This window comes from uncultured Roseobacter sp. (assembly GCF_947499265.1).
Classification (GTDB): Bacteria; Pseudomonadota; Alphaproteobacteria; order Rhodobacterales; family Rhodobacteraceae; genus Roseobacter.
Genome location: NZ_CANMNK010000003.1, coordinates 402,183 through 416,759 on the forward strand (window position 1 = coordinate 402,183; position 14,577 = coordinate 416,759).

15 protein-coding genes are annotated in these 14,577 nt (G+C 59.6%); 1 reads left to right on the top strand and 14 read right to left on the bottom strand.

The genetic code is table 11. The features are described 5' to 3' along the window. Nucleotides 1–2 precede the first annotated feature (2 nt). From Q1A63_RS09980 to glpD, 10 genes are all read right to left on the bottom strand, one after another. Nucleotides 3–1,154 carry an iron-containing alcohol dehydrogenase gene (locus Q1A63_RS09980; protein WP_298970786.1) on the bottom strand — a complete coding sequence of 384 codons (1,152 nt, stop codon included), beginning with the start codon at nucleotides 1,152–1,154 and terminating at the stop codon, nucleotides 3–5. Continuing rightward, complete coding sequence (gene glpK / locus Q1A63_RS09985) at nucleotides 1,151–2,638, bottom strand: glycerol kinase GlpK (protein ID WP_298970784.1); 1,488 nt, start codon at nucleotides 2,636–2,638, stop codon at nucleotides 1,151–1,153. Before glpK ends, Q1A63_RS09980 begins: the two co-directional genes overlap by 4 nt. 92 nt (nucleotides 2,639–2,730) lie before the next feature. After that, the gene (locus tag Q1A63_RS09990) at nucleotides 2,731–4,452 is read right to left on the bottom strand and encodes an ABC transporter substrate-binding protein (RefSeq protein WP_298970783.1); all 1,722 of its coding nucleotides are present in this window, start codon (nucleotides 4,450–4,452) and stop codon (nucleotides 2,731–2,733) included. Between the two features lie 76 nt (nucleotides 4,453–4,528). Then, complete coding sequence (locus tag Q1A63_RS09995; protein WP_298970782.1) at nucleotides 4,529–4,801, bottom strand: DUF2160 domain-containing protein; 273 nt, start codon at nucleotides 4,799–4,801, stop codon at nucleotides 4,529–4,531. A gap of 4 nt (nucleotides 4,802–4,805) precedes the next feature. Beyond that, on the bottom strand, nucleotides 4,806–5,060 hold the full coding sequence (locus tag Q1A63_RS10000; RefSeq protein ID WP_298970781.1) for a hypothetical protein: 255 nt from the start codon (nucleotides 5,058–5,060) through the stop codon (nucleotides 4,806–4,808). Next, complete coding sequence (locus tag Q1A63_RS10005; protein WP_298970780.1) at nucleotides 5,060–5,941, bottom strand: carbohydrate ABC transporter permease; 882 nt, start codon at nucleotides 5,939–5,941, stop codon at nucleotides 5,060–5,062. Before Q1A63_RS10005 ends, Q1A63_RS10000 begins: the two co-directional genes overlap by 1 nt. Next, a complete protein-coding gene (locus Q1A63_RS10010; protein ID WP_298970779.1) occupies nucleotides 5,941–6,813 on the bottom strand; it encodes a sugar ABC transporter permease in 873 nt (290 codons plus the stop codon). Before Q1A63_RS10010 ends, Q1A63_RS10005 begins: the two co-directional genes overlap by 1 nt. Beyond that, entirely contained in the window at nucleotides 6,813–7,898 is a 1,086-nt protein-coding gene (locus Q1A63_RS10015; RefSeq protein ID WP_298970778.1) for an ABC transporter ATP-binding protein, read from the bottom strand. Before Q1A63_RS10015 ends, Q1A63_RS10010 begins: the two co-directional genes overlap by 1 nt. Beyond that, on the bottom strand, nucleotides 7,898–8,986 hold the full coding sequence (locus tag Q1A63_RS10020; RefSeq protein ID WP_298970777.1) for an ABC transporter ATP-binding protein: 1,089 nt from the start codon (nucleotides 8,984–8,986) through the stop codon (nucleotides 7,898–7,900). Before Q1A63_RS10020 ends, Q1A63_RS10015 begins: the two co-directional genes overlap by 1 nt. 13 nt (nucleotides 8,987–8,999) lie before the next feature. Further along, the gene (glpD, locus tag Q1A63_RS10025; protein ID WP_298971579.1) at nucleotides 9,000–10,589 is read right to left on the bottom strand and encodes a glycerol-3-phosphate dehydrogenase; all 1,590 of its coding nucleotides are present in this window, start codon (nucleotides 10,587–10,589) and stop codon (nucleotides 9,000–9,002) included. A gap of 313 nt (nucleotides 10,590–10,902) precedes the next feature. Here glpD and Q1A63_RS10030 point away from each other — a divergent pair, with 313 nt between their 5' ends. Beyond that, a complete protein-coding gene (locus Q1A63_RS10030) occupies nucleotides 10,903–11,667 on the top strand; it encodes a DeoR/GlpR family DNA-binding transcription regulator (protein WP_298970776.1) in 765 nt (254 codons plus the stop codon). Here Q1A63_RS10030 and Q1A63_RS10035 read toward each other — a convergent pair. The 4 genes from Q1A63_RS10035 to Q1A63_RS10050 are packed head-to-tail and all read right to left on the bottom strand — an operon-like array spanning nucleotide 11,664 to nucleotide 14,577. Beyond that, nucleotides 11,664–12,452, bottom strand: coding sequence for a creatininase family protein (locus tag Q1A63_RS10035; RefSeq protein WP_298970775.1), 789 nt, complete (start codon nucleotides 12,450–12,452; stop codon nucleotides 11,664–11,666). The genes Q1A63_RS10030 and Q1A63_RS10035 overlap by 4 nt on opposite strands. Further along, entirely contained in the window at nucleotides 12,449–13,369 is a 921-nt protein-coding gene (locus tag Q1A63_RS10040; protein WP_298970773.1) for a 2-oxoglutarate and iron-dependent oxygenase domain-containing protein, read from the bottom strand. Before Q1A63_RS10040 ends, Q1A63_RS10035 begins: the two co-directional genes overlap by 4 nt. Beyond that, nucleotides 13,366–13,995: an NAD(P)H-dependent oxidoreductase gene (locus Q1A63_RS10045; protein WP_298970772.1), complete on the bottom strand. Its 630-nt coding sequence runs from the start codon at nucleotides 13,993–13,995 to the stop codon at nucleotides 13,366–13,368. The genes Q1A63_RS10040 and Q1A63_RS10045 overlap by 4 nt, the downstream gene beginning before the upstream one ends. Beyond that, entirely contained in the window at nucleotides 13,996–14,577 is a 582-nt protein-coding gene (locus Q1A63_RS10050; protein WP_298970769.1) for an NAD(P)H-dependent oxidoreductase, read from the bottom strand.

The following is a 14,577-nucleotide window of genomic DNA, read 5'->3' on the forward strand; positions in this document are numbered from 1 at the left end:
GCTCAGACTGCCCGTTGCATGGCCTGAACAAGCGCCCCAGTGCTCAATACGCAGGGGTTCGCCTTCATGGAGGATGCTCCGGCGGCCTCTCGCGCAATGGCTTCCAGATCGGTCTCTGGCGTCAGCCACTGCGCCAGTCGCGGCACTTTCCAGCTGTCCAGGAGTGTGGGCAGATCCTCAAAAACAGTCGTCGCATCAAGTTCAAAGGCATCTCCCAACCACTGCGCCACCGCCTCGAAACGCGACAGATCAGCCCCGGCCTCGGCGATGGCCTGCGCGTTGGCGGCCAGCACGGGGCCCATCAAACGCCCACAAATCAACCCATGCGGCGCCCCAAGACGTCCGCCCAACACCCCCGCCAACCCGTGTACGGCGCCCAGCCCGGCATTGGCCAGCGCCAACCCGCCCGAGAGGCTGACAAAGGCCATGTCATCCCGGGCCTGAATGTCTTCCCCTTTTGAAAGCCTCGCCAGCGCCATGGCCCCCAGCGGTATCGCCGACCGGCACAAAGCATCGGTGAGCGGGTTCGCCCGATGCGACAGAAAGGGTTCGATCACCTGTGTCAGCGCATCCAGACCCGACGCCAGCGTTTGCGCGCGCGGTGCGCCGTCCGTCAACGCCGCATCAATGATCGCAACATCCGGCACCATGCGGTCGTCGCGCAGGCTGACCTTGCGCCCGGCCTGCGGCACCGCAATCACCGCGTTTTTCGTCACCTCCGCACCGGTCCCGGCAGTTGTCGGCACAGCGATGAATGGCAAGGGATCCGCATGCAGCGGCTTGGCCGCGCCGACGCCTTCGAGATGATCCATGACGGCGCCAGTTCCCGCAGTCAAAGCGGCCACGGCCTTGCCCAGATCGAGCACCGCACCACCACCAACGGCAACCACGACCTCTGCGTCCAAGGCGCGCGCTTGCTGCAACGCCTGTTCGACACCCGATACGGTTGGCTCGCCTGAATTGAAAACCGATGTGACCTCGGCGCCCATGCTGTGCAGTTCTTCGGTCAAGGCGTCGACCCAAGGCACCGACCGACCACGCACCAGCAAGACCCGTTTGCCATGCGCAACTGTACGCTGCGCTGTTTGTGTGCGCACCCCACGGCCAAACTCGATCCGTCCCGGCGACAGGAAGCTGAACGGCGGCAGGCTCAAAAGCTCATCGTCGCCGCCACCGCGCGTTTCCAGGCGGCATATTTTTGATCGCGATCTGTGGCCTCCATTTTCGGCGCAAATTGCTGCTCCAGCGCCCAGCTTTTGGAAAAGCCGTCCTGGTCCGGGTACAAACCCGCGCGCTGCCCCGCAAGCCACGCCGCGCCAAGCGCCGTTGTTTCCAAAACCTGCGGACGGTCCACCGGCGCGCCGATGATGTCGGACAGAAACTGCATCGCCCAGTCAGAAGCGGACATGCCCCCGTCGACGCGCAAGGTGGCCCCCGCCCCTTCGCCCTGCCAGTCGGCCTGCATCGCCTCCAGCAAGTCGCGGGTTTGATAGCCCACGCTTTCCAACGCGGCTTTGGCGTATTCCTCCGGGCCGGAATTCCGGGTCAGACCAAAGACCGCGCCGCGGCATTCCGCATTCCAATAGGGCGCGCCCAGCCCAACAAAGGCCGGCACCAGCACCACGTTCTGATGGGGGTCCGCTTTTTCGGCCAGCGGCTGCGTTTCAGCCGCCTCCCGGATGATCTTGAGCCCGTCACGCAGCCATTGCACCACCGCGCCCGCCACAAAAATGGACCCCTCAAGCGCATAGGTCGGCTTGCCGTCAAACTGATAGGCAATGGTGGTCAGCAGGCGGTTGTTGGAGGTCACGGCAGTCTCACCCGTGTTCAAAAGCGCGAAACACCCGGTGCCATAGGTCGATTTCAACATGCCCGGTTCAAAACAGGCCTGACCAATCGTAGCGGCCTGCTGGTCCCCGGCAACGCCCAGAATGGGGACCTCGCGCCCAAAGAGATCAGCGCGCGTCATGCCGAAGTCGGCCGCACAATCCTTCACCTCCGGCAGCATTTCCTGTGGGATATCAAAGAGGTCGCAGATCGACGTGCTCCAGCGCCCTTTGTGAATGTCGTAAAGCAGCGTGCGTGCCGCATTGGTAGCATCGGTCACATGCGCCGCACCGCCGGTCAGCTTCCAGATCAGGAAGCTGTCAACCGTGCCAAAGAGCAACTCGCCCTTGCGCGCCCGGTCGCGCGCGCCGTCCACATGGTCCAGAATCCATTTCAGCTTTGTGCCCGAAAAATACGGGTCCGCCAGCAGGCCGGTCTTGGCCGTGATCATCTTGTCATGACCAGCCTCGCGGAGTTCGCGACAATAATCCGCCGTGCGCCTGTCCTGCCAGACGATGGCATTGTGGATCGGCTTGCCGGTGTCTTTCTCCCAGACCACGACGGTTTCGCGTTGGTTGGTGATGCCAATGGCGGCGATGTCATCCGGCCCCAGGCCCGCCTTCTCGATGGCGGCGCGGCATGTTCCGGCAGTTGTCGACCACAGATCACCCGGGTCATGTTCCACCCAGCCGCTGTCGGGGAAATGCTGTGGGAATTCTTCCTGCGCACTGGCTTTGATCGCCATATCGGCGTCGAAAATGATTGCACGTGAGGAGGTCGTCCCCTGGTCGATCGCAAGAATATGGGTCATGGCCGCCCCCGGATGTTGTGATGTCTATCAGGCAAATCTGCCCGAAAAAATGGCCGGGGCGCAAGCGTGCGCCCCGGCCGAAGGTCAAAGACTTACTGCCAGGATTTGATCAGCTCGTCATAGCTGACGGTCTGTGGCTCTTCGTCTTCGTTTTCCAGTTTGGCGTAGGGCGCGCCTTCACGGTCGAACCACGCCTGAGGATCTTCTTCCTCATTCATGACCGGACCCAGGTCGCCCTGAACACCTGCACGCTCCAGACGTTCCAGCACGCGTTCCTGATCAGCACAAAGTGCATCAAGCGCTTCCTGAGGGGTCTTGGCACCGGACATCGCGTCGCCGATGTTCTGCCACCACAGTTGCGCCAGTTTCGGATAATCTGGAACATTGGTGCCAGTTGGGGACCATGCTACGCGCGCAGGCGACCGGTAGAATTCCACCAGACCGCCGAGCTTGTCCGCACGTTGCGTGAAGTGATCCGCATCGATGGTGCTCTCGCGGATGAAAGTCAGACCGACGTCAGATTTCTTCAGGTCGACTGTCTTCGACACCACGAATTGTGCATAAAGCCACGCGGCCTTGGCACGGTCCACCGGGGTGGATTCCATCAGCGTCCAGCTGCCTGCGTCCTGGTAGCCGATCTTCTGGCCTTCTTTCCAGTAGACACCGTGTGGCGAAGGGGCCATGCGCCACTTGGGCGTGCCATCTTCGTTCATCACCGGCAGATCCGGCAGAACCGTTGCCGCGGTGAAGGCGGTGTACCAGAACATCTGCTGTGCCACGTTGCCTTGCGCCGGGATCGGACCCGCTTCAGAGAAGGTCATACCGGCAGCGGCGGGTGGCGAGTACTTCTGCAGCCATTCGATGGCCTTGGTCACAGCATAGACAGCAGCAGGCGAATTCGTCGCACCACCACGGGCCACACAGGAACCGGTCGGCTGGGAATTCTCGTTCACACGAATGCCCCATTCATCGACCGGCAGACCGTTTGGCTCACCGACATCGCCCATGCCCGCCATGGACATCCACGCGTCGGTGTAGCGCCAGCCAAGCGACGGGTCTTTCTTGCCGTAGTCCATGTTGCCAAAGACGTCTCCCTCGACGCCCATGTGGCTTAGATCACGACCGGTGAAGAATTCCGCAATATCCTCATAGGCCGACCAGTTGACCGGCACACCAAGCTCATAGCCGTATTTCTCCTGGAAATCGGCTTTGTTCTTCTCGTCATTGAACCAATCGTAGCGGAACCAGTAAAGGTTCGCGAACTGCTGCGTCGGCAGCTGGTAGAGCTTGCCATCCGGACCGGTGGTGAAGCTGGTGCCGATGAAATCTTCCACATCCAGTGACGGCAGGGTCACATCCGCGCCCTCACCCGCCATCCAGTCGGTCAGGTTGCGCACCTGCTGGTAGCGCCAGTGGGTACCGATCAGATCGGAATCGTTGACATAGGCGTCATAGATGTTCTCGCCCGACTGCATCTGCGTTTGCAGCTTTTCGACCACATCGCCTTCGCCAATCAGGTCATGGGTGACCTTGATACCGGTGATGGCCGTAAATGCGGGCGCCAGCACCTGGGACTCGTATTCATGCGTTGTGATCGTCTCGGAAACCACCTTGATTTCCATGCCCGCGAACGGAGCCGCCGCATCGACGAAGAATTGCATCTCCGCTTCCTGTGCGGCGCGGTCGAGCACGGAGAGCCCGGCGATTTCATCGTCAAGAAACGCCTTCGCCGCTTCCATGTCGGCCCAAGCCGGCAGGGCCATGCACGCGACCATCGCGCCCACCGCTGTGGTTGATTTTAGTGAAAAGTTCATGTGAGTCCTCCCAAGACATTATTGAACTGTTTTAACTGGCCCCCCGGAAAATACCCGGATCGACCATTCTTCCCATCTATACCCAGCGGAAAACCGCAACGGCATAGACCAGACACGCCAGCAGCGCATAAGGCTGTGGTGCGACCTCAAGACCCAGCCAGATCAGGTTGATGAAGGCTGAGCCCAGCAGGGTGATGAACAAACGATCCCCCCGCGTGGTTTCGATCCGAAGAATGCCCACGCGGGGCGTCTCCGGATATTTGATGGCGAGAATTGTGAAGGTGATCAGCAAGCAGGCGATCACACCAAAGAAAATTGCGGTGGGTATGGTCCATGCCATCCAGGCCATTGTCTTACGCCTCCCCTTCGTTGCTATTGAATTCGCTCACCGCCTGCACAAGCTTCAAAAAGACAGGATAGTCCTGATACTTAAGCTCCCAGGTAGAACCGTTCGACATGCTCAAGGATATCAGATTCTGCGGCATGACAGTTCTCGCCCAACACACCTGTGCAAGGTTGATGTAGGTCGGCGGTTGGGCCTCCTGTCGCCCCCCGTGCGAGATGAACACAGCCGTGCATTGGCTGGAGAATATCTGGACGACGCTCATCACACCCTCCCCAGGGCAAAGCCCTTGGCGATGTAATTGCGCACGAAATAGATCACCAAGGCGCCCGGCACGATTGTGAGCACACCCGCTGCGGCGAGCACGCCCCAGTCGATGCCTGCCGCCCCTTGCGTCCGCGTCATGATGGCTGCGATGGGCTTGGCATCCACGGTGGTCAGCGTCCGGCTCAGCAGCAGTTCCACCCAGGAGAACATGAAGCAGAAGAAGGCCGCCACACCGATCCCACTTGCGATCAAGGGCGTGAAGATGCGGATGAAAAAGCGCGGGAAGGAATAACCGTCGAGATAGGCGGTTTCGTCGATTTCCTTGGGCACGCCGCGCATGAAGCCTTCAAGGATCCAAACGGCCAGCGGCACATTGAAGAGGCAATGTGCCAGCGCCACGGCGATATGTGTATCGAAGAGGCCGACGGAAGAATAAAGCTGGAAGAACGGCAGGGCAAAAACCGCAGGCGGGGCCATCCGGTTGGTCAGCAGCCAGAAGAACAAGTGCTTGTCCCCCATGAAGCTGTAGCGCGAAAACGCATAAGCCGCAGGCAGCGCCACGGTCAGGCTGATCACCGTGTTCATCACTACATAGATCAACGAATTGATATAGCCGATATACCAGCTCTCATCGGTCAGGATTTTTACGTAGTTCGCCAGCGTCAGATCGCGGGGAAACAGGGAAAACTGACCCAGAATTTCCGTGTTGGTCTTCAGGCTCATGTTGATCAGCCAGTAGATCGGCAAGAGCAGGAACAAGAGGTAAAGCCCCATGACCACCGCGGAGCCATTGATTCTGGGTGTCTTGCGCCGCGTCACCTGGGCGTCGCTTGCCGACATCTGCCCGGGGGCGGTCGCCTGAATGCTGGTATCGGTCATTATACGCCATCCCGTTTATCAAGGTTGGTCATGACGGTGTAGAACACCCATGAAATCAGCAGGATCACGAGGAAATACATGATCGAGAAGGCCGCCGCCGGTCCGAGGTCAAACTGCCCCAGCGCCATTTTCACAAGGTCAATCGACAGGAAGGTGGTGGCATTGCCGGGTCCGCCGCCGGTGACCACGAAAGGCTCGGTGTAGATCATGAAACTGTCCATAAAACGCAGCAGGATCGCGATCATCAGAACACCGGCCATCTTGGGCAATTCGATGTAGCGGAAAACCTTCCAGCGGCTGGCCTGATCGATCTTGGCGGCCTGATAATAGGCGTCCGGGATGGACTGCAGACCGGCATAAGCCAGAAGAGCGACTAGCGAGGTCCAATGCCAGACATCCATCACGATCACAGTGATCCAGGCGGCAAAGATATCCTGCGTATAGTTATAGGAAATACCCATCTTATCAAGCGTGTAGCCGAGCAAGCCAATGTCAACGCGGCCAAAGATCTGCCAAATGGTGCCGACCACATTCCAGGGGATCAGCAGCGGCAGAGACATCATGACCAGACAAAAGGACGCCCAGAACCCGCTCTTGGGCATGTTCAGCGCCACATAGATCCCAAGCGGAATTTCGATGGCCAGAATGATCCCGGAGAACATCATCTGCCGCCAGAGCGCATCCCACATGCGCTCCTCTTCCAGCATCTCCTTGAACCACTCAAGACCGGCCCAGAAGAACTGATTGTTCCCAAAGGTATCCTGCACCGAATAGTTCACGACCGTCATCAGCGGGATGACCGCGGAAAAGGCGACCAACACCAGCACCGGCAAGACCAGAAACCATGCTTTTTGATTAACCGTCTTGTTCATCAGGCGGCCTCCCCTTGCGGCGCAATCCGCCAGTCATCGGCGTAAACATTGATCCCTTGTGGATCGAATGTGATTTTCTGGGCACCTTCAGAAATCGCGTCATCTTCGCCAGCAATGGCGCTGATCTCACGGCCCTCTACATCAAGGCGGATGATCTTGTGACGACCGACATCCTCGACACGTTTGATGCGTGCCGGCACCCCCGTTTCCGAGGTCGTGAGCTTGATAAACTCAGGACGCACCCCAACCTGAAGTTTGCCAGCCGTAGGCGCGTAGCCTGCGCCCAAGGGGATTTTGACACCCGCAATGCGGGCCACCGCGCCGTCGATTTCGGCATCAAAGAGGTTCATGCCGGGTGAGCCGATGAAATACCCTACAAAGGTATGCGCCGGGCGTTCAAAGAGTTCCTGCGGCGTGCCGATCTGCACCACGCGTCCGTCATACATGACCACCACCTTGTCCGCGAAGGTCAAGGCTTCGGTCTGGTCGTGGGTCACGTAGATCATCGTGTGGCCGAACTCGTGGTGCAACGATTTCAGCTGCGTGCGCAGCTCCCACTTCATATGCGGGTCGATCACCGTCAACGGCTCGTCAAAGAGCAGCGCATTGACATCTTCGCGCACCATCCCGCGCCCTAGTGAAATCTTTTGCTTGGCATCCGCCGTCAGCCCGCGCGCCTTGCGGTTCAGCTCTTCCTCCATGCCGATCATCTTTGCGATCTGATCCACACGCTGCGCGACATAGGCCGGGTCCGCGCCCCGGTTGCGCAGCGGAAATGCAAGATTATCCCGCACGGTCATCGTGTCGTAGACCACCGGAAACTGGAACACCTGCGCGATGTTGCGCTCCGCGGTCGGTGCATGTGTCACATCCCGGTCATTGAACAGAATGCGCCCCTGACTGGGATGCAAAAGCCCCGAAATGATATTCAAAAGCGTGGATTTGCCACAGCCCGACGCCCCCAGCAGCGCGTAGGCTTCGCCATCAACCCAATCGTGGTTCAATTCCTTCAGCGCAAAATCATCCTCGGATTTCGGAACCGGCAGATAGGAATGTGCGAGGTTATCAAGGGTAATCTTGGCCATTATGCCGCCTCCGCATAGGGTGCTGCGACGACAAGGTTGCCATCCTGCCCGAAGATATAGACATGCGCAGGATCGAGGAAGACTTCGAGGTCTTGCCCGGGTTGCAGAATTTGCACGCCGTGCACCAGACCGACCCAACGCTCGCCGTGGTGATCCAGGTGCACGAATGTCTCTGATCCGGTAATCTCGGTCACCGTCAGGCTGGTCTTGAAGGACATCGCGCCCGCGACATGGGGGGACAGTTCCAGATGATTGGGCCGGAAACCCGCCGTATAGACGCCATCGGGCAGTTGTGCTGCACTTTCGGCCACGGCAACGCTCTGCCCGTCCCCAAAAGACAGGGTGGCGCCCGACTTGGTGATCTTGAGAAAATTCATCGGCGGGTCAGAAAACACCCGCGCCGTCGTCGCATTTACCGGTTTGCGATAGACCGATGGCGTCGGACCGAATTGCGTCACCTTGCCTTCCCACAAGGCCGCGGTATTGCCGCCGAGCAGCAGCGCCTCTTCAGGCTCCGTTGTCGCATAGACAAAAATAGACCCGGATTCCTCGAATATCCTGGGGATTTCGGCGCGCAATTCCTCGCGCAGCTTGTAGTCCAGATTGGCCAGCGGTTCATCTAACAGCACAAGGCCTGCATTCTTGACCAAAGCCCGCGCCAGCGCGCACCGCTGTTGTTGCCCGCCCGACAGCTCCAGCGGCTTGCGGTCCAGCATCGGCGTCAGCTTCATCAGATCGGCGGTCTCGCGGACACGCGCGTCAATCTCCGCACGCGACTGGCCCAGCAAGCGCATCGGCGAGGCGATGTTGTCGTAGACCGTCATCGAGGGATAGTTGATGAATTGCTGGTAGACCATCGCCACCTTGCGGTCTTGCACCCGCATGCCGGTCACGTCTTCGCCCTTCCAGATCACCCGCCCTGTTGCCGGTGCATCCAGTCCCGCCATCAGCCGCATCAGGGATGTCTTGCCCGATAGCGTCGGCCCCAGCAGCACGTTCATCGTGCCGGTCTGAAGCTCAATATCCGTTGGGTAAATATGGGTCGCCCCCCCAACAGTTTTAGACACCCCTTCCAAAATCAAGGTCATGTCCGTCCCCCGTTCACTCCGCCGCTTTGTCTCTACGTTCCTTCGGATCAGGCCGAAGGTACAGCTCCAAAGCGGCAATTTCTTCTTTCGTCAGTCTCAGCCCCAGCTTGTTGCGCCGCCAGACGATATCCTCGGCGGTACGGGCGTATTCATTGTCCTGCAACCAGCGCACTTCGCGTTCGGTCAGAGTGGCCCCAAAGCCCTGCCCCAGATCATCCGCGCTCTCCGCTCCCGCCAGCACGTCCCAGGCCTCTGTACCATAAGCACGGATCAGGCGCTTGCTCCAGAAATCGGACAGGAAGGGAAAATCTGCGCGCAACCGGGCCACCAGCATGTCGAACCCGTCAACGGCAAAATCGCCACCGGGCAAGGCCACACCGGCCGTCCAATGCCCGGAGGTGCCGGGAAAGAACGGCACGATCTTATCCATCGCATCCTCGGCAAGCTTGCGATAGGTGGTGATCTTGCCACCAAAGACGTTGAGGATGGGCGCGCCACCGTTGCTATCAACCTTCAGCGTGTAGTCCCGTGTCGCTGCCGTGGCACTGCTGGCGCCATCATCATAGAGCGGGCGCACACCGGAATAGGTCCAGACAACATCCTCCGGGCCAATGTCCTGCTTGAGGTATTGGTTGATGAAATTGATCAGATAGCTCTGCTCTTCTGCCGTACACTCCGGCTTCACACCCGGATCCTCATGTTCTGCATCGGTTGTCCCGATCAGGGTGAAGTCGGTTTCATAGGGAATGGCGAAGATGATCCGCCCGTCCGTGCCCTGAAAGAAGTAGCATTTGTCATGATCGTAAAGCCGCTTGGTCACGATATGGCTGCCGCGCACAAGACGCACGCCTTCGGTGGAGTTGATGCGCACCTTCTGCTGGATGATGTCCCCGACCCACGGACCGCCGGCATTCACCAGCATGCGCGCGCTCAGCGTGGTGGTTTCACCGCTATCGACGTCTTCAACCGTCACATCCCAGTGGTCGTCAACGCGGGCGGCGCTGACCACTTTGGTCCGCACCATGATCTTTGCGCCACGCGCTTCAGCGTCTCGCGCATTCAGGACCACGAGCCGGGAATCCTCAATCCAGCAATCAGAGTATTCAAAAGCCTTCTCAAACCGATCCTCAATCGGAGCCCCTTCGGCACTGCCCTTCAGGCTCAGCGTCTTGGTGGCGGGCAGGATTTTGCGCCCCCCGAGGTTATCATAAAGCAGTAAGCCGAAGCGGATCAGCCACGCCGGGCGGCGCCCCTTCATCCACGGCATGACAACGTTGAGAATGCGGGAGGTTGGCGTCGCCCCTTCAAACCGCATGTCTTTATGATAGGGCAGCACAAAACGCATCGGCCAGCTGATATGCGGCATGGCCTTCAGCAGAACTTCGCGCTCTGCCAAAGCGTGGCGCACCAGATTGATCTCGAAATATTCCAGATAGCGCAGCCCGCCATGAAATAGCTTGGTTGACGCCGATGATGTGGCCGAGGCCAGATCATTCATCTCCGCCAGCGCAACACTCAGCCCACGACCCGCCGCGTCGCGCGCAATACCGCAGCCATTGATGCCGCCACCAATGACGAAGAGGTCATATGTCTTGGAATGCATGTGCTGCTTGGACACCAGACCCTCCCAATCCCTGTGTACGTGCGACGCAGAAATGGGTAACGCAGTGTGCATATCGGATCAAGCGCTTTTTTTCGTTTATGTTCGCTTTTGATCGAAAGAGAACGCGAGTCGGATCTCCCGCGATACCTGGCGCGTCGCGGAACATGTTGAACTGGTGTTGTTTTTCTCCGCATACGCGCACGCCGGAGATGCCCCGCCAAGACCGGTGAAAAAACAATGAAGGCTAAATACCCATAGAAATATGCTGGAAATTCAAACCGCTTTGGGGTATTCCAAGGACAGGAGGACCTGCATGTCTCAAACTTTTCGCCATCCGGACATTCTGAAAATTGCCCAACGCGAAGGCAAGGTAACAGTCGAAGGGTTGGCGGATCACTTTGGGGTCACGCTGCAAACCATTCGCCGCGATCTCACGGAACTGGCCGAAGCGAACAAACTCGAACGTGTGCACGGCGGCGCGATCCTGCCCTCCGGCACCACCAATATCCAATATGATGAGCGGCGCAATCTGAACCAGGCATCCAAACTGGCGATGGCGCGCGCCTGTGCCCGGCAGATCCCCGAAGGATCGTCGATCTTCATGAACATCGGCACCAGCACGGAAGCCGTGGCACGCGAATTGCTGCAGCACCGGGATCTGATGGTGGTGACCAACAACATGAACATTGCCAACATCCTTGTGGACAACCCCGAATGTCAGATCATCGTGACCGGTGGGGCCTTTCGCCGCTCTGACGGTGGTCTGGTCGGCAACATCACCATCGACACGATCAAACAGTTCAAGTTCGACATCGCCGTGATCGGCTGCTCCGCTCTGGATGAAGACGGCGATTTATTGGATTTCGACATTCAGGAGGTGGGCGTAAGCCAGTCGATCATCGCGCAGTCGCGCAAATCCTTCCTGGTGGCCGACAATTCGAAATTCAGCCGGACAGCCCCTGCCCGGATCGCATCGATGCGTGCCTTGTCGACCGTCTTTACCGACAAACCCCTGCCGCGTGCGTTGAAACAGAGCTGTCAGGACTGGGGGACTCAGGTCATCATCGCGCGGGCCTAGCCCTGACCTGTTGCCGCCTTGGGCAGGGCCATGCCTTCCATCTTGTGCAGCAGATCGACGAAACCCGCCACTTGGTGCACGGCAGTGGCTGCCCCCTTCTCCGCCGTCGCCAGATGGGCCTCGCCCACCGTACCGTCGGGGTTCAGATCGCTGGCAATCCACCCGTAGGAAATTGGTCCGATGGGCGATATCGGGCTGGTTTCGGCGGTTGATCGAAAATCCTGTGCGGCGTCCATATTCACGGTTTCCGGTCTGAAATGCAGCATCAGCGAGGTTTCCACATCACCGCCATGGATGCCGAAACCGTCTTCCTGGGCGGAATACATCCCCTCCGGCGCGCCAAAGGATCCCCATTGGCATTTCACCGCCAGCATGCCCGCCTGCACCCGCAACTCGCGCGACAGAATGGACACCAGATCGAGGTTGCCGCCGTGAGAGTTCACAATCGCGATTTTGCGTACGCCTGCGCGCGCGACCGACAAGCCAATTTCCGTCCACACGGCAAGCGCTGTCGCGGCGCTGAGCGTCAACGTCCCCGCCGCCCAGAGATGTTCGTTTGACTTGCCCACCGCCTGCAGCGGCAATATCCGCAGATCCATGGTGTCAGGTGCCTGCCGCCGCAACTCTTCCAGCATCCCCTGCCCGATCAGCGTATCGGTCCCCACGGGCAAATGCGGCCCATGCTGTTCAATAGCGGCCGTCGGCAGGATCGCGATGGTTTTCATCGGATCAACATCGCTGAAATCCGGGGCCCGGAAATCCGCCCAGTCACGCAAAACCGTCATAGCGCCGCCTTGGGGGCGTAGGTGGCATCGAGCCGCGATTGCAGATAATCGGCGGCGCGCACGGGCGGATATTTGGGCGTACCTGTCCCCGGCAGCGCGGCCACCACCGTGTCCGGATTGGCCTCGACAAAAAACGCAACCGAGCGCCGTTGCCGTTTGGGAGGCAAGACGCGGTGCGGGGTGGAGGCATAGATGTCATTGGTCCAGCGCATCAGGCAATCGCCGATGTTGACCACATAGGCCCCCGCGACATGCGGCACATCCGTCCAGTCCCCTCCCCTTGGCTTGACCTGCAAACCGCCCTCGCCATCCGTCATCAGCAAGGTGATCGCGCCGTAGTCCGTATGCGCGCCTGCGCCGATTTCATCCGCAGCGCCCGTTGCCGGGGGATAGTGCAGCAGCCGTAGTGCTGCGAGCGGGTCGTGAAAGGCAGGCGTAAAGTGCTCCGCATCCAGCCCAAGATCGGCAGCAAATGCCCGGTGAATGTCGATGCCAAGGGCAAGGGCCGCCTCAAAATAGGCCAGCATCGTGTCGCGAAAACCGTCGATCTCCGGCCAGACATTGACGCCGCGAAAAGGGTCACCTTTCAGAACACGCGGATCCTCCGGGGCGAGATCGAAACCGATGTTGAAGCTTTCCTTGCGGTCAATCTGGGCCGAGGTGTCGTCCAGCGACTCGTCGCCCTCAGCGGCCCAGCCACGGTAGTGCGGGGTGTGCAGGATCGACAGTTTGCGTTTCTCCGCCACGGGCAAATCAAAGAATGCGCCGGCTTTGTCAAAAACCTGCGTGCGCAGGGTCTCCGGAACCGTGTGATTTTGCAGCAGGAAAAATCCGGGGCCGCGTACCGCAGCCCCCAGATCTGCCAGAAACGCGGATTGGTCCGTTTCAAACCGCTGCCAGTCCAGAACCGGGATCATGCATTCGCCTCCTTGCGATGAACTTGCGCCGCACCTACGAACTTTTCCATCTTCCGCGCCACCCGCGCAAGATGCGCGCGCCGCGACGCGTCGGTTGAGCTGTCCATCAGATAGTGGGCGGCAAAAACGGTCCTGCACCGTTTGGCGCAGATCGCGCGTACCCCACGCAGGATGATGCGCTTGCCCGGAGAACCGATCATTTGCGTCAGCCCCCAGCTGGCCCCGCAGGTCGTGAAAACGCCCAATCGGGTGATATGCGTCAGGCCTGGGCGAATGTTGTCATTCTCCCCATCCGGCATCAGGAACGCCACGTCGGGCAGCAACACACGGTCCATCCAACCCTTGAGCATCGCGGGCATGCCGTACCACCACGTCGGGTAAACAAAGATCAGCGTGTCACACCACAACACATCCTCAACCGCTTGCGCGACAGGAGCACGGTTTTTGGCGGCATCCTCATAGCTGTCCAACTCCGCCCCACTCAAGACCGGCGCGAACCCGGATCGGTAAAGATCATGAACGCGGGTTTCGGCACCGGCCTGATCCAGCTTCTCCACCACCTGATCGCGCACCGCAGCGGTGAAGCTGGTCTCCTTGGGGTGGCAATAGACCACAAGTGCTCGCATTCAAAATGCCTCCATTTCTGTGCGCACCTGCGCGAGAAACTGCGCCCGGCGCTGCTCGGTCACCCGGTTCATGTCATAGAGCGCGAGATAGCGCAGCTTCTCCGGGCGGCAGACGTGCCAGACCGCGCGCTTCACGGACCTGCGCGGCGGATCGCCCGCCATGACGGCGCGCATCCGGGTGCCGCCATAGGTCGTGACCGCCGCCAGTTTGCGGATATTGCGCAGGTTCGGCACAACTTTGCCCTCTTCGAGTTTAAACGAGACGCCGGGCAAAAACACCCGGTCGAGAAAGCCCTTGAGAATGGCCGGATACCCGAAATTCCAAACCGGAAAGACCAACACCAACGCATCCGCTGCGCGCAGCCTTTCCACGTAGCTGGCAACCGGCTCCTTGTTTGAGGCCTCATCATGATAGCCGCGCCGCTCTGCCGCCGTCAGCACGGGTGAGAACCCTTCCGCGTTCAGATCACAATCATCCACCTCCCAGCCGTGCGCCGACAGGCTTTGGGTCACGCAAGTGTGCAGCGCGGCCGAAAAACTCTCTTCACAAGGATGGGCAAACAGAACAAGCGCACGTGCCAC